Genomic DNA, 14,363 nt, shown 5'->3' with positions numbered 1-14,363 from the left:
CATGGGAATGAAGCTGGTCCTCGATCCGGACGCGTGCCAGGGGTACGCGAACTGCCTGATCGAGAGCCCCGGGCTGTTCGACCTCGACGACCGCACCGACAAGGCGGTGCTTCTGGACGAGACCCCGGCCGAGGACCGCCGTGCCGAGGCCGAGGCGGCCGTACGAGGATGCCCCGCACGTGCGATCTCCATCGAGAGTTCCTAGCATGCGGCGGATCGCCGTCGTCGGGGGTTCGCTGGCCGGAGTGCACGCCGCTGAGGCGCTCCGGGAGCGCGGGTTCGAGGGCGACGTCACGCTCATCTCAGCGGAGAACGAACTGCCCTATGACCGGCCACCCCTGTCCAAGGAAGCGCTGATCAGCGGTGTGGCGATGGAGAGGCTGGGCCTTCGCGCACCCGAGTGGTACGCGGACAACGCCATAACCACCCGGATCGGGAGCGCCGCCGTCGGGCTCGACACCGCGCGGCGCGCGATCCTGCTCGACGACGGCACGAGAGCGGGATACGACGGCCTCGTCATCGCGACGGGTTCACGGCCGCGCCGCCTGCCCAGCACGGAGAACGCCCCACCCGTCCAGGTCCTCCGGTCGATCGAGGACAGTCTGCGGCTACGCGAGCGCCTGCGCCCCGGCCGGCACCTCGTCCTCATCGGAGCCGGGTTCATCGGGCTGGAGATCGCCGCGACCGCCCGGCACCTCGGGCTCGACGTGACGATCATCGAGGTCGGGCAGGTCCCACTGGGCCGTGCTCTGGGCGACGAAGTCGGGTCCTGGTTCCGCACCCTGCACGCACGCAACGGGGTGGAGATCGTCTGCACGTGCACCGTGGAGACGATCGAGCGCCAGGGTGAGGGCGCCGTTCTCACGCTGAGCAACGGGCGCACCGTCAACGCCGACGTCGTCGCGGCGGGGGTCGGGGCGAGCCCGGTCACCGAGTGGCTCGACGGCAGCGGCGTCCAGACGGCCAACGGGGTGCTCTGCTACTCCGACCTGTCGACCTCGGTGCCCGGTGTGGTGGCAGCAGGCGACGTCGCACGCTGGTACAACCCGCTGTTCGACGAGGAGATCCGCGTCGAGCACTGGACGAACGCCGTCGAACAGGGGCGGCGCGCCGCCCACACCCTTCTGGGCGAAGGGGAAGCCTTCAGCGCGGTCCCGTACTTCTGGACCGACCAGTACGACGCCCGGATGCGCTTCGTGGGGCGCGCGACCGCGGCGAGCGAGGTCGCCGTCAAGGAGTTCGACGACGAGAGGCTCGTGGCGCTGTACGGGCGCGACGGGCTGGTGAGGGGTGCGGTGTGCGTCAACGCGCCCCGCGAACTGGCCCGTTACCGTACCGCCATCCGCGACCAGGTCCGCTGGGACGACGTCGGTGAAGCGCCGTCGCGGATCGGAGGATGAGGACCCGTCAACCGTCCGCGAGAACCATTCCGCAACGACCAAGAGGAGTAGACGTGACCGAGACCGAACTCCAGGGCGACGCCCTGTCCATCATCGAATTGTTTCCCCAGCACGAGGACTGGTCGCTGCAGACGATGCGCCTCCTCGCCCAGGTCGCAGTCGGGGGATCCGACCTGTTCGAGTGTGCGCGCACGGCGGCCCGTATCGGTACGCAGACGACCGATACCGAGGTCTGGCAGCAGGAGTGGAGCCGGACCGCCAAGGAGACTGCGGAGGCCGGCCGCGCCGCCCTGGAAGCGGGCGACATCACCACCGGCCGCCGCGCTCTGTTCCGCTCGATGAGCTACTGGCGCCATTCCGAGTTCTTCCTCCCCTCCACCGATCCGCGCAGGAACGAGGCCTATACCGAGGGGACGCGGAACTTCCAGAAGGCGGCGGAGCTCACCGGCGGACTCATCGAACGGATCAGCGTGCCGTTCGAGGGCCAGACGATGGACGGCTACGTCGTCCGCCCGGACGCCTCCGGCCAGAAGCGTCCCACGGTGCTCATGCTCGGCGGCGCCGACTCGTGGGCAGAGGAACTGTACTTCCTCGGTGGGACCGAGTTCCCGGCCCGCGGAATGAACGTCGTCATGGTGGACACCCCCGGGCGCGGCAGTTCCTTGCGCTTCAAGAAGATGTACAGCCGCCACGACTACGAGGTCCCCGTGAAGGCCGTCCTCGACTTCCTGGCTGAGCGCGACGACATCGATATGGACCGCCTCGGCCTCGCCGGAGTCAGCTTCGGCGGGTACTACGCGCCGCGCGCGGCGGCCTTCGAGCCCCGGGTCAAGGCCGTGGCTGCGTGGTGCGGCACCTGGAGCATCCTGACGGACTTCTACGAGTACTACCCGCCGCTGCAGGAGCAGCTCCAGTGGCTGTCCGGCACGAAGGACGACGCCGAGGCCCGCGAGAAGCTCGCCCGTTTCACCCTCGACGGCGTCGCCGAAAAGCTGGACGTACCGGTATACGTCATGCACGGTGAGAACGACATCATCATGGACATCGAAGGCGCGCGTCGTTTCCAGGCGGCGCTGACCGTCGAGGACGTGACCGTCGACTATTACAGCGGAGCCGGTTCGCTGCACTGCAACTACGACTACCTGGCCGTCGCGGCGGCGAGGCTGGCCGACTGGATGCTGCACAGGATCTGAGGCGGAGATCCGCCCTTCCGGGGCGGGAGCTCCGCCGGCACCGGCGGGAGACCCGCTGCGTCCCGCTGTTCCTGCGGGCTTTCCGGGCTTCTCGGGCTACCCGCGTCCCGGTATGGGGCGCGGGTAGCCGGGTAACGGGAATGCAAAGTCGACATTCGTTTCCCAAACGTTAATGTTTGCTGCGTCGGATCGGGTAGCATTTGGCCAGGGTAGCCCTTCGGTCGGCAAATTGGGGGTGGTCCGGTGAGTGGAAAAGTCGACCTCACTGACAATGGATTCTTCAAATTCGCCCGCGAACTCAACGACACGCAGACGATCGATGACGTTCGAGACGTCTACTTCGCGACCGTGGAGGAAGTGCTCCCGGCCGACGGAATCGGGTTCTACCGTTTCGCGGCTGACACGGACCCGCCACTGGAGCGGTCGTCGACTCTCAGCGACGTCTTCATGCACACCTACGAGGAGCAGGGGCGCCGCGACGATCCGGTGCTGGAGGCCGTTCTCGCGCACGGTCTCCCCGCAGACTCCCACGTGATGCTGAGTTCGCTGCGGTGGCACTCGTCGGCAGCGAGATCGATCCTGCTCAGCGAAGGCCTCTCCTTCTCCTTGGAAGCCCCGATCACCGAGTCGGGGAGCGTGGTCGGCACCATCAACTTCGCTCGCGCAACCGGCGGGCGGCCTTTCCGCGAAGAGGACTTGAGCCTGGCGCGGCTCATCAGCGAACACCTGAGCCTGGCGATCGAACGCATCCGCAGGGCGAGCGGACTGGTCGAGGACGCGTATCTGGTCCACGGGGCACTCGACCGCTTCCCGCACGGTGTCGTCGTCAGTGACATCCACGGAAAGAAGCTGTTTGCCAACCGCAGCGCAAAGCGTATTATGGGGTTCCTGCACGGTGCATCGGGAAATTACGGTCCCGTTAACCTGGAAAGCCTCGTCGACGGCGCGATAGCCGAATTCTCAGAATCCGGCGGGCAGACCGGGACCACGAATGTGTGCGACGACGCATCCGGGCGGAAGATCATCGTCCGGTCCTACCGCGATTCCGTCAAGGGCTCGGTCGTCAGCCTGCTGTATGAGGTCGTCGACGACGAGTCCGCGGAACTTCCGGCATGGGGGGTACTCTCTCCCCGGGAACAGGAAATCGCCGCACTCGTCAGCCAAGGGCTCACGACCAAGTACATCGCGCAGAAAGCATTCGTCAGCGAAAACACGGTGAAGCAGCACCTCAAACGAATCTTCGCCAAGACCAGCGTGCACAACCGTGCCGAACTCGTCCAACTCATCTGGTCCTCCCGCGAACGGTCGCCCGTTCCCGGGGAATGAGTTCGCCCCCCACCCCGGCGGGATCGGCCGGAGACCGCAGCCGACGGCCCGGTCCCCGCCCGGGAAACGGCTCCACCTTCCTGGGCAGAGCCTCCTCTAGCCAAGGGCCGGAACAACCGCGTCCGGCCCTCGCGCCACTGTTCCGGCCCACCCTTCATCCAGGAGATATCCACCCGTGTCCTGCCCGAACCCCACCGCCGCGAGCCGTCCGCGCCGGGCGCTGAACCGCCCAGTCCCCATGCGCCCGCACATTCTCAGCACCCCCGAAGGCAGGACGGCATGACAACACCGGTTCCCTATTGGATCGCGGGCACCGCGCGCCGCGGCACGGAGTCCATTCCGGTCACCCACCCCTACGACGGCTCCTCGGTGGCGCGCGTCGCCATCGCATCCGAGGCCGACGTGGCCGAAGCGGTCGCGGCCGCGCGTACCGCCGGCGAACCGTTCGCCCGCACCAGTGCCGCGGAGCGGTCGGAGGCCCTCAACCACGTGGCCGGGAGAATCGCCGAACGCAGCGAGGAAATCGCCGGCCTGATCACAGCGGAGAACGGAAAACCCCTGCGTTGGGCGCGGGCGGAGGCCGGCCGGGCCGCATCGGTGTTTCGCTGGGCCGCCGAGGAAGCCCGCCGGTTCGGCGGAGAGTGGCAGCGGCTCGACACCGACCCCCAGTCCCCGGGCGGGGCGGCCTTCGTCGGCCGGTTCCCGCGAGGACCGGTACTGGGCATCACTCCGTTCAACTTTCCCCTGAACCTCGTGGCGCACAAGGTCGCCCCGGCGCTGGCCGTCGGCGCCCCCATCATCGTCAAGCCCGCCCCGGGCGCGCCGCTGAGCGCGCTGCTCTTGGGGGAACTGCTGGCGGAGACGGGACTGCCCTCCGGCGCCTGGTCGGTTGTGCCCGTCCAGAACGACCGTATGCCGGCTCTGGTCGCCGATCCCTCCCTGCCGGTGGTGTCCTTTACCGGGTCCGGACCGGTCGGCCGGTCGATCAGGGAAGCCGTCCCGCACAAGCACGTCACCCTGGAGTTGGGCGGCAACGCGGCAGCGGTGGTCTGCCCCGACTGGTCGACGCCCGAGGACCTGGACCGGGCGGCGGAACGCATCGCGGTGTTCGCCAATTACCAGGCCGGGCAGTCCTGCATAGCGGTGCAGCGGGTCTTCGCCGACCGATCGGTCGGCGAAGAACTCACAGAACGTGTGGTCAGGCGCGTCGCGGCGCTGGGGACAGGCGACCCGCGCGAGGAGCAGACCGAGGTCGGACCGCTCATCGACGAGAACGCAGCCCGCCGGGTGGAGGCATGGGTCGAGGAGGCCGTCGGCGCCGGTGCGCGCGTCCGCACCGGTGGGCGCCGCAACGGTGCCGAGTACGCGCCTACTGTGCTCACGGGCGTGCCGCCCACGGCCAGAATCGCCTGCGAGGAGGTATTCGGCCCGGTCGTCACCATCGACGAGGTCGAGGGATCCGATGAGGCGTTCGACCGGGTGAACGACTCCCGGTTCGGGTTGCAGACCGGGGTGTTCACCCACCGCAGCGACACCGCGTTCGCCGCGCTCACCCGGCTGCATGTCGGCGGCGTGGTCATCGGCGACGTGCCCAGCGTCCGCGCCGAACACGTGCCCTATGGCGGCGTGAAGGAGTCGGGCGTGGGCCGCGAGGGGGTGTCGGCCGCAATGGCCGACTTGACCGAGCCGCGCGTCCTGGCGTTCCCCGGAGTAGCGCTGTAGTAGGACGGCCCGGGGTGAGTCGTTCCCGCTGGGCGTGCTTCGTTGCGTTTCTGCTGCCCGCTGTCGACTGCGTGCGTCCGACCCCAGGGCGTCTCCGGCGCCGCGGGCGTTCGCGGCCGCCCGGTGCGCACCGGACTCCGGGGCCGGCGGCTCAGGCCCACCGGGCGGCCTCGGCCCAGGCCGGGCGGCGGCCTGGATGTAGGGAAAAGCAGCAGCGCCGACGCCGGGTGGCGAAACCCGAGCCCACCGCACCGGGTGCTACACGAGCAAGATCAACGTCAAGCCTGGGACGGGGGCCCCACCAGTGGGCAGGCGTGGCTGCGCGGGCCGATCCTGCCCGGCTTCACGTTCAACGAGGGGCGCCATACCCACCGCACCTGGCTGGCCGACGACGGGATCCCCGACGTCGGCCGGGCGGCGCGGCTGGGGTATCGGATGCCGGGCATGGCCGACGTCTACGAACACGTCACGCCCGAGACCAAGACCCGGATCCTTCAGGCGCTGACCCGCCGGTGGGAGGAGAGTCTCACCGGGATCGATCACGAGGAGCGACGGAAACTGGCGCCGTTCGTCCCCGAGGTGGGCGATGAGCACTACCGGGACGAGGCCGCCTGAGGGTCTCGACGAACCCCCGGAAAAAAGATGACCTCCCAGATGTCTCCCACGGCGGCTGACGCCGTCCGTGGACAGATCTGAGAGACCCATCCTGACCTGCGATGTTGCTGGTGGGCGATACAGGATTCGAACCTGTGACCTCTACCGTGTCAAGGTAGCGCTCTAACCAACTGAGCTAACCGCCCGTGGAGGCGGAGACGGGAATCGAACCCGTGTACAGGGATTTGCAGTCCCTTGCCTAAGCCACTCGGCCACTCCGCCGCGAGCCGTGACCGAGGGTCCGATGCGACCCCTTACGGCTACTCCGAGCGGACGACGGGATTCGAACCCGCGACCCTCACCTTGGCAAGGTGATGCTCTACCACTGAGCCACGTCCGCGTACCCATGAGCGTACCCACGGTTGTCCGTGCTTGTGCACGCCGAGCGGACGACGGGATTCGAACCCGCGACCCTCACCTTGGCAAGGTGATGCTCTACCACTGAGCCACGTCCGCGCGGAGGAAGGTGTCCCGCTCGGGGCGGGGCGCCTCCTTCGCTGTGGTTAGAACTCTAGCGGATAACCGGCGTGCACACGAAATCGGATCCGCACGGGTCCGCAGGCGGAGGGCAGGCGGTGCGGGCGCGCGGCACCGCCTGTGGGGACCTGCGGCGGATCAGCGCTCGACGTGGGCCGGCGTAGTGGGCATGTCCGGACGGGGCGGTGCGGTGAGGTACTGGCCGACCCGCTCGATCACCTTGTTCATCTCGTAGGCGATCAGGCCGACGTCGCAGTCGGTTTCGGAGAGCAGTGCCATGCACGCGCCCTCCCCGGCGGCGGCGACGAACAGGAAAGCGTCGTCCATCTCGACGATGGTCTGGCGGATCTCGCCCGCGCTGAACTGTTTGCCCGCCCCTGCCGCCAGGCTGTGCAGACCGGAGGTGATCGCCGCCAGATGCTCGGCGCTGGAGCGGTCCAATGCGCTGGAGGACGCCATGAGGAGACCGTCCGTGGACAGGACGATGGCGTGGCGGGCTCCCTGTGCGCGGGTGAGGAGGTCGTCGAGCAGCCAGCTCAACTCTCCGGGGGCGGTGCTCTGTGAGGTCATAGCTCTCTTGATCCGTCGTCGTCTCGGGCGGACCGCGCCGCCCCCGGGATCAGGGGCGCGTATGCGTCCGCGGAACCCCCGGGGGCGAGGGTCCTCATAAGCGTTGCCCAGATGATAGCCATTCGTGACACGTCCAGTCGCTTTGCTGCGGCGTGTCGGACGGGTGGCTACTTAGTGCGATAGGACGGGTACCGGTGCGATTGGTTACGTTACCCGTGGTGGCCTGTACGCATAGGGGTGCGGCCAAAGCCGGTCACTGCCCTTGCGTCCGCGGGCTCGGCGCGCATGCGGCGCCGGCGGCACCGTCGCGGCGCGCCCGCGCGGAGGCCGCCGAAGTGGCAGGATCTGAGGATGCGGACCGGCGCGGTTCGCGTGCGCGGGGCGATCGCGCAGCGGCCCGGTTCCGCCGCGCCCGGCACGGGCGGTCGGCCGTTCCGCGGAGGCCGCGGCGACCAGCACAGAGGAGGAGTCGAGCATGCGGGTGTGGATCGCCGGCGCGGGATTCGGGCGCGGTCGGGTCGTCGACGAGAGCGAAGGCCTGATCCCCGTCCTGGACCACGGCATCACCGTGGGGGACGGCGTCTTCGAGACGGTCAAGGCTGTGGCCGGAGAGCCCTTCGCGCTGACCCGGCATCTGCAGCGGCTCGCCCGCTCCGCGGCCGGGCTGGGGCTTGCCGAGCCCGACCTCGACCTCATCGCCGGGGGCGTGCGCCGGGCGCTGGAGGCCAATCCCGGCATCGAACTGTCGCGGGTGCGTATCACGGTGACCGCCGGCTCCGGCCCGTTGGGCTCGGAGCGCACACCGGGCGAGCTGACCTGCGTTGTGGCGGTGGGGCCGTTGAAGCGGCCGGCGCCCACCGTCGACGTGGCGGTTCCGCCGTGGACACGCAACGAGAACGGCCCGCTGACCGGTCTGAAGACGACGTCTTATGCGGAGAACGTGGTTTCGCTGGACTACGCACGCCGCAACGCGGCCGGGGAGGCGCTCCTGGCCAATACGGCCGGCGATCTGTGCGAGGGCACCGGCAGCAACGTCTTCGTGGTGCTGGACGGCGAACTGCTGACTCCGCCGCTGTCGGCGGGGCCGCTGGCGGGGATCACCCGGGAACTGGTCCTGGAGTGGGCCGGAGGTACCGAGACCGATATCCGGATGACCGACCTCGACCGGGTCTCCGAGGCGTTCCTGACGTCGTCGGGACGCGACGTCCAGCCGATCCGGGCCATCGACGGGAGGCGGCTGCCCGCGGCACCGGGCCCGGTCACGCGCACGGCCATGGACGTGTTCGTCGAGCGCGGAGCCTCCGACATCGATCCGTGAACCGCGGCGCCCCTGAGGCCCCGGGGCGTGTTCCGGCCCCGCCGGGCGCGCCCGACCGCTTCGCCGCCGCGATCGGGCGGTTTATCCCGATCGCCGGTCCTGGGGTGGTTTGCCGTGTGGTGGCCCGGGTAGGTCGTCCGCTGCGGGTGCGGGTTCCCGTCGTCCCCGGCTGAGCACACGCGGTCCCGGCCGCGGAGCGAAAACCCTGCGGGTCGCAGCGATGCGGCGCCGCTACGGCTGCAGGTGGCGCTCGATCTCGGAGTCGAGGTCGACGTAGTCGCCCTCCTGCCCGGCGGGCACGATCTCGTAGGTGCGGTGGAGGAACTCCGCGAGAGGTGAAACCTCGGCGTCGAACTGCGCCTGCCCGAACGGCGAGGACAGGGCGATGTTGACGGTGCGTTCTCCGGAGCCCGTCTCGGGCCAGACCCGCACGTCGCCGTCGCCCGCCGCACGCACGATTCCCACGGTCAGCAGTTCACGCGCGAAGATCCACTCGACGGGCTCGTCCTCGCCGGTGTGGAAGGCGACCTTGATCGCGTACGGGTCGTCGGCGGTGTAGTCCAGCCGGGCGACCAGCGGGACGGCCGTGCGGTCGGGGACCACGAGCCGAAGGCCCAGCTCGGCGCTGGCGGTGGTGCCGCTACTGTTCATCTTCGCCAAACCTTTTTCTCATCCGGCCCCAGTGTTCGGGCGCGGGGTCGTTGCGGTCTCGACCGCTCCAACGCGGCCGGGCGCTGCCTATGACGCGCAACCGGCGGATTTCTTCGACCGGTCGCGGTCGCTTGGAGTTCGGTTGACGGTCCATGGATCGCCACCTGATCCTCCGTCACTGTAATGAGCTGCGGAAACCAAGAATTTCCCGGTGATCTGTGCTGCGCGTCACGGGCTCGGGCGCCGCTGGGGCGTCGAACGGGGAGTACGGGGCCCGGATGCCCGCAGCTGCCGGGCTTTTGTCGCTTTGCTCCGTGTTGGACGCACGCATGCCTCCGATTGATGAGACGTCGGTCACACTGCCCTCGGCTGTCGGGGGCGGATTGCACGAGGCACCCCTCCGGATGCGCTAGAGTTTTCAGTGTTCGTCCCGCAGGGGCGGACACCGCCGGGCGATTAGCTCAGTTGGCTAGAGCGCGTCGTTCACACCGACGAGGTCACTGGTTCGAGTCCAGTATCGCCCACACCCCGGCCTGTGCCGGTCGGCGACAAGGGTCGCCTTCCGCGCAGGCCGATGTGCTTTCCGGGGGGCCGCGGTACCGGAACGGCCGCCCCGTTTCGGCGGGCGACCGGGTCCGGGCGCCGCCGTGCATCGCAGCCGACCGACCGCCCCGATCCCGCTGAGACCGCTGCGTGGCGGCTCCCGGCGCTGCGGAGGTCCGCACACGCGCAGTGCGGTCCCGGCGCCCTGGCAGAGGTTCCGCTCGCCCTTCCGCACCGCGCGGGGCCGGTCGCCCGTTCCGCGCGGTGCGGAAGGGCGTCAGCGCCGAACCGACGCGGACCGGGGAGGAGCGGACTTCTTGCGCTCCATGCGCCGCTGCGCCCTTTCCACGGCCCGGAGCTTGGCGTAGTGGGCCCACCGGCGCGCGTAGAGCAGGATGCCCCGTGCCCAGTTGAACTCGGTGGCCAGAATCGCCAGCCCCAGGATGATGCCCGCGATTCCGGGGCCCGGTGTGACGCACATCACGACCCCGGCGAGCAGGATCACCGTGCCGACGGTCGCGACCGCGGCCCGCCAGGTCAGGCTCAGGACGGGGTGCGCGTGCATGCGCCGGCGCCAGATGCGCAGACGGGCGCGAAGCCGTCGCCACCGCCGGGAGCGTCGGTGGGCACGTGACGTGGGGGATGCCGCCGGGTCCGGGGAGCCAGCGCCGCTCATGGGGCTCGGAGACATGCGTTCCACGATATCCCGCTTATCAAGCCCGAGTAACGGGGCAAGCGGCACGAATCCGAAGCGGTACCGCAACGGTGCGCGGGACGGCGGCGCGGCCCCGGATTCATCCGTGCGGGCGAACCCGATGCACCGCACCAGCGCCACTGCGCCCGGACGCGGCGCCCGCCGGGCCCGCGGTCGGCTCGGCGGCCGCGGGCCGGCCGCCGCCGTCCTCCTCCGGACCGCAGCCGTAGATCGCATCGGCGTTGGCCTTCTCGGCCCGTGCCACCGCCTGCGCCCAGGCTTCCGGCGTACGCTCCCCGGAGGTCCGCAGCGCGGCCAGGATCCCGTCGGTGACGGCGTGCAGGCGGTCGGTGCGGCGCCTGCGCGTCCGCACGTAGTCCGCCAGAGCGCGGTCGGCGGACAGCGCCGTTGCGTCCCGCAGCCGGTCCGCCAGAATCACCGCGTCCTCGATCGCCTGGTTGGGCGCCTGCTCGAAGAACGGGAGCGTGGGGTGGGCCGCGGCGCCCGCCAGCGCGACGCGGCCCCGGTTCCACACGGGGACGGGGGCGTGGTCGTGGACGCCCCATACCCCCACCCATTCGGCGGCCGCCACCAGCCCCAGCGCCGCAGAACTCCAGCCGTCGAACGCCTCTGCGAGGTCGCGGACGCGGTCGCGGGCGGTGTAGGAACCGGGATCGTCCGCGCCGGCGGGCACCGTCGCCGTGAAGCTCACCTGCGCCCCGCCGGCGACGGGAAAGCACGAGATGTAGCGGTCGCTTCCGGCCCATACGCGCACCCGCGCGTCGCCGCACGCCTCGGGCGCGCGCGATGCCGAAGCCAGACCCCGGTAGAGCAGTCGGCGGGGCGGGCGGTAGTGCTCGGTGTTGAGCAGGCTCCGCACGAGAGAGTTGGCGCCGTCGGCCCCGATGGCGACGTCGCCGTGCACCTGTCGGCCGTCGGAGCAGCGCACGGTGACGCCGTCGCTGTCCTCCAGCAGGTCGGTGGCGTAGCGGCCGTAGCGCACCGTGCCGGCGGGTACCGCCTCGCGCAGAGCCCGGTGCAGGTCGGAGCACAACAGGGTCAGCGGGGAGGCGCCGTAGCGTTCGGCGAATTCCTCGCCCAGCGGAGCGCTGTCCAGCAGGCGGTCGTCGTCCCACCGCAGCATGTCGCGCGAAGCGGGGCGCACGCCCGTGCGCTCCAGAGCGCGCCCCAGTCCCAGGCGCCGCAGCGGGTGCAGCGCGTTGGGCGTCAGATGGACGCCCACTCCGTCGGGGGTCGGGCCCGGCGCCTGCTCCAGGACCGTGGCCGGTACACCGTCGCGCGTGAGCGCGGCGGCCAGCGACATGCCGGCGATACCTGCCCCTATGACCACGACTCGCACAGGAACCCCCGGGCCCGCTCGTTTCCGTCTTGCCTGCTCCCGATGGGATGTATGCCCGTTCGGGGGCCTTGTGGCACCCAATGGAGCCTAAACGGTCCGACTTGATCCCGCGATGGTCGATTCCTGGTGCGTACGGTCGATTTCGGTGGTCAAGCGTCCGGGACGCCGGGATTCGCCGCGGGCCGGTCCCGGATACGGCGGCCCGGAATTCCAACGCGATTCTTACGGTTGGCCGGGGCGAGGCCGAGCGCGGTCGCGCCGCTGCCGCACGCGGGCTCCGGCCGCCGTGCCCGCGGAGGGCACGCGGCGCGGGCCGAGCCGATAGCATCGGGGCAGCGGCGCGGCGCGCCCCGTGCCCCGGGCCGCGTAGCGAACCCCGCGAGTATTCGCCGACCAACGTGTGAGGAGCCACTGTGTCCGTCGTGCCTGAGTTGCGTATCACCCTCGCCGGAACCGAGCGTGCGGTGGCGGCTCAGACTACGGCCGGCGAGGCCCTCGACGCCGACGGGCGGACCGTGGTCGCGGCCCGTGTCGACGGCGAACTGCGCGACCTCGCCCACGAGCTCGCCGAGGGCGACACCGTCGAGCCCGTCGCCGTCGGCTCCGAGGACGGCCGCGCCATCCTGCGCCACTCCACCGCCCACGTGATGGCCCAAGCCGTCCAGGAGCTGTTCCCCGACGCCAAGCTCGGTATCGGCCCGCCCGTCGAGAACGGCTTCTACTACGATTTCGACGTCGCCGAACCCTTCACCTCCGACGATCTCAAGCGCGTCGAGAAGCGCATGCAGGAGATCGTCAAGCAGGGCCAGGGCTTCCGCCGCCGCCCGGTCTCCGACGACGAGGCGCGCTCCGAGCTCGCCGCCGAGCCCTACAAGCTGGAGCTGATCGGCCTCAAGGGCGACGCCGACGACTCCGCCGAGGGCGCCGGGGTCGAGGTCGGCGCCGGCGCGCTGACGATGTACGACAACGTGCACCCCAAGACCGGCGATCTGTGCTGGACGGACCTGTGCCGGGGTCCGCACCTGCCCTCGACCAAGGCCGTGCCCGCCTTCAAGCTGATGCGCTCGGCCGCCGCCTACTGGCGCGGCAGCGAAGCCAACCCGCAGCTGCAGCGCATCTACGGCACCGCCTGGGAGAGCCGCGACGCGCTCAAGGACTACCTCGCGTTCCTGGAGGAGGCCGAGAAGCGCGACCACCGCAAGCTCGGCGCCGAGCTCGACCTGTTCTCCTTCCCGGAAGAGCTGGGATCGGGGCTTCCGGTCTTCCACCCCAAGGGCGGCGTGGTCCGCAAGGAGATGGAGGAGTACTCGCGCCGGCGCCACGAGGAGGCCGGGTACGAGTTCGTCAACACCCCGCATATCGCCAAGGCGCAGCTGTTCGAGACCTCGGGGCACCTGCCGAACTACAGCGAGGGCATGTTCCCCCCCATGGAGTTCGAGGGGCAGGACTACTACCTCAAGGCCATGAACTGCCCCATGCACAACCTGATCTACCGCTCGCGGGGCCGGTCCTACCGTGAGCTGCCGCTGCGGCTGTTCGAGTTCGGCACGGTCTACCGCTACGAGAAGTCGGGCGTCGTGCACGGCCTGACCCGCGCCCGCGGATTCACCCAGGACGACTCCCACATCTACTGCACCCGCGAACAGGCCCCCGACGAGCTGGACAGCCTGCTCACGTTCGTGCTGGACCTGCTCCGCGACTACGGGCTCAGCGACTTCTACCTGGAGCTGTCCACCCGCGGCGAGTCCGAGAAGTTCATCGGCGAGCCCGAGGAGTGGGAGGAGGCCACCGCGACCCTGCGCCAGGCCGCCGAGAAGCAGGGGCTGGACCTGGTCATGGATCCCGGCGGTGCCGCCTACTACGGTCCCAAGGTCTCGGTGCAGGCCAAGGACGCCATCGGCCGCACCTGGCAGATGGCCACCCTGCAGGTCGACTTCCAGCAGCCCAAGCGCTTCGAGCTGGAGTACACCGCCGCCGACGGATCCCGCCGCCGCCCGATCATGATCCACCGTGCCCTGTTCGGCTCGATCGAGCGGTTCTTCGGCGTGCTGCTGGAGCACTACGCCGGCGCGTTCCCCGCCTGGCTGGCGCCGGTGCAGGCGGTGGGCATCCCCATCGCCGACGAGCACGCGCCCTACCTGGCGGGATTCGCCGAGCGGCTGCGCGCCGAGGGCGTCCGCGCCGAGGTCGACTCCGGTGACGACCGGATGCAGAAGAAGATCCGCAACGCCCAGAAGCAGAAGATCCCGTTCATGCTGCTGGCCGGCGACGACGACATCGCCAAGGGCGCCGTGTCGTTCCGCTACCGCGACGGTTCCCAGAACAACGGGGTGACGCTCGACGACGCCGCCGAGGAGATCGTCCGCGCGGTGCGCGAGCGCCGCTAGAACCGGGCGCCGTTCTCCGGAACGGGAGTGGTGCGCTCGGCTCCCGCGGGAGCCGAGCGCACCACTCC

General features: G+C 70.1%; 12 protein-coding genes and 5 tRNA genes. 9 read left to right on the top strand and 8 right to left on the bottom strand.

Translation table 11 applies throughout. The annotated features are described in order from the left end of the window. Window position 1: 1 nt before the first annotated feature. From HNR25_RS03460 to HNR25_RS03435, 6 genes are all read left to right on the top strand, one after another. On the top strand, window positions 2–205 hold the full coding sequence (locus HNR25_RS03460; RefSeq protein ID WP_221457423.1) for a ferredoxin: 204 nt from the start codon (window positions 2–4) through the stop codon (window positions 203–205). A 1-nt stretch (window position 206) separates the two neighbouring features. Then, window positions 207–1,400 (top strand): NAD(P)/FAD-dependent oxidoreductase, encoded by a 1,194-nt coding sequence (locus HNR25_RS03455; RefSeq protein ID WP_184633284.1) that lies wholly within the window; start codon window positions 207–209, stop codon window positions 1,398–1,400. A 53-nt stretch (window positions 1,401–1,453) separates the two neighbouring features. Continuing rightward, the gene (locus HNR25_RS03450; RefSeq protein WP_184633283.1) at window positions 1,454–2,593 is read left to right on the top strand and encodes an alpha/beta hydrolase family protein; all 1,140 of its coding nucleotides are present in this window, start codon (window positions 1,454–1,456) and stop codon (window positions 2,591–2,593) included. 243 nt (window positions 2,594–2,836) lie between these two features. Further along, a complete protein-coding gene (locus HNR25_RS26735) occupies window positions 2,837–3,919 on the top strand; it encodes a LuxR C-terminal-related transcriptional regulator (RefSeq protein ID WP_184633282.1) in 1,083 nt (360 codons plus the stop codon). 279 nt (window positions 3,920–4,198) lie between these two features. Continuing rightward, window positions 4,199–5,641 carry an aldehyde dehydrogenase family protein gene (locus tag HNR25_RS03440; protein WP_184633281.1) on the top strand — a complete coding sequence of 481 codons (1,443 nt, stop codon included), beginning with the start codon at window positions 4,199–4,201 and terminating at the stop codon, window positions 5,639–5,641. A 255-nt stretch (window positions 5,642–5,896) separates the two neighbouring features. Next, entirely contained in the window at window positions 5,897–6,256 is a 360-nt protein-coding gene (locus tag HNR25_RS03435) for a hypothetical protein (RefSeq protein ID WP_312862332.1), read from the top strand. 108 nt (window positions 6,257–6,364) lie between these two features. Here HNR25_RS03435 and HNR25_RS03430 read toward each other — a convergent pair. From HNR25_RS03430 to HNR25_RS03410, 5 genes are all read right to left on the bottom strand, one after another. After that, a tRNA-Val gene (locus HNR25_RS03430) sits at window positions 6,365–6,441 on the bottom strand. Window position 6,442: 1 nt separating this feature from the next. Next, window positions 6,443–6,517 (bottom strand) — tRNA-Cys (locus HNR25_RS03425). A gap of 46 nt (window positions 6,518–6,563) precedes the next feature. After that, window positions 6,564–6,635 (bottom strand) — tRNA-Gly (locus HNR25_RS03420). A gap of 44 nt (window positions 6,636–6,679) precedes the next feature. Further along, a tRNA-Gly gene (locus tag HNR25_RS03415) sits at window positions 6,680–6,751 on the bottom strand. Between the two features lie 159 nt (window positions 6,752–6,910). Further along, the gene (locus HNR25_RS03410; RefSeq protein WP_184633280.1) at window positions 6,911–7,342 is read right to left on the bottom strand and encodes a roadblock/LC7 domain-containing protein; all 432 of its coding nucleotides are present in this window, start codon (window positions 7,340–7,342) and stop codon (window positions 6,911–6,913) included. Window positions 7,343–7,817: 475 nt separating this feature from the next. Between HNR25_RS03410 and HNR25_RS03405 the strand changes: the two genes are divergently transcribed. After that, window positions 7,818–8,660 (top strand): aminotransferase class IV, encoded by an 843-nt coding sequence (locus tag HNR25_RS03405; RefSeq protein ID WP_184633279.1) that lies wholly within the window; start codon window positions 7,818–7,820, stop codon window positions 8,658–8,660. A gap of 231 nt (window positions 8,661–8,891) precedes the next feature. On the opposite strand, the gene HNR25_RS03400 is transcribed toward HNR25_RS03405, so the two are convergent. Beyond that, complete coding sequence (locus tag HNR25_RS03400; protein WP_184633278.1) at window positions 8,892–9,311, bottom strand: SsgA family sporulation/cell division regulator; 420 nt, start codon at window positions 9,309–9,311, stop codon at window positions 8,892–8,894. 450 nt (window positions 9,312–9,761) lie between these two features. On the opposite strand from HNR25_RS03400, the gene HNR25_RS03395 reads away from it, so the two are divergent. After that, window positions 9,762–9,835, top strand: a tRNA-Val gene (locus HNR25_RS03395). 296 nt (window positions 9,836–10,131) lie between these two features. On the opposite strand, the gene HNR25_RS03390 is transcribed toward HNR25_RS03395, so the two are convergent. Together HNR25_RS03390 and HNR25_RS03385 are read right to left on the bottom strand one after the other, a co-directional pair. Continuing rightward, complete coding sequence (locus tag HNR25_RS03390) at window positions 10,132–10,419, bottom strand: PGPGW domain-containing protein (protein ID WP_184633277.1); 288 nt, start codon at window positions 10,417–10,419, stop codon at window positions 10,132–10,134. Window positions 10,420–10,648: 229 nt separating this feature from the next. After that, entirely contained in the window at window positions 10,649–11,899 is a 1,251-nt protein-coding gene (locus tag HNR25_RS03385) for an FAD-dependent monooxygenase (RefSeq protein WP_312862331.1), read from the bottom strand. 422 nt (window positions 11,900–12,321) lie between these two features. On the opposite strand from HNR25_RS03385, the gene thrS reads away from it, so the two are divergent. Then, on the top strand, window positions 12,322–14,295 hold the full coding sequence (gene thrS / locus HNR25_RS03380; RefSeq protein ID WP_184633275.1) for a threonine--tRNA ligase: 1,974 nt from the start codon (window positions 12,322–12,324) through the stop codon (window positions 14,293–14,295). Window positions 14,296–14,363 lie beyond the last annotated feature (68 nt).

Source organism: Streptomonospora salina (assembly GCF_014204715.1).
GTDB classification, from domain to species: domain Bacteria; phylum Actinomycetota; class Actinomycetes; order Streptosporangiales; family Streptosporangiaceae; genus Streptomonospora; species Streptomonospora salina.
Note: the sequence above shows the minus strand (reverse complement) of the source record. Positions and strands in the feature narration are given on the sequence as shown.

Excerpts from the sequence above, each read along its gene's own strand:
- HNR25_RS03460 (WP_221457423.1), top strand. The coding sequence starts at position 2 with ATGGGAATGAAGCTGGTCCTCGATCCGGACGCGTGCCAGGGGTACGCG.
- HNR25_RS03455 (WP_184633284.1), top strand. The coding sequence starts at position 207 with ATGCGGCGGATCGCCGTCGTCGGGGGTTCGCTGGCCGGAGTGCACGCC.
- HNR25_RS03440 (WP_184633281.1), top strand. The coding sequence starts at position 4,199 with ATGACAACACCGGTTCCCTATTGGATCGCGGGCACCGCGCGCCGCGGC.
- HNR25_RS03410 (WP_184633280.1), bottom strand. The coding sequence starts at position 7,342 with ATGACCTCACAGAGCACCGCCCCCGGAGAGTTGAGCTGGCTGCTCGAC.
- HNR25_RS03400 (WP_184633278.1), bottom strand. The coding sequence starts at position 9,311 with ATGAACAGTAGCGGCACCACCGCCAGCGCCGAGCTGGGCCTTCGGCTC.
- HNR25_RS03405 (WP_184633279.1), top strand. The coding sequence starts at position 7,818 with ATGCGGGTGTGGATCGCCGGCGCGGGATTCGGGCGCGGTCGGGTCGTC.
- HNR25_RS03390 (WP_184633277.1), bottom strand. The coding sequence starts at position 10,419 with ATGCACGCGCACCCCGTCCTGAGCCTGACCTGGCGGGCCGCGGTCGCG.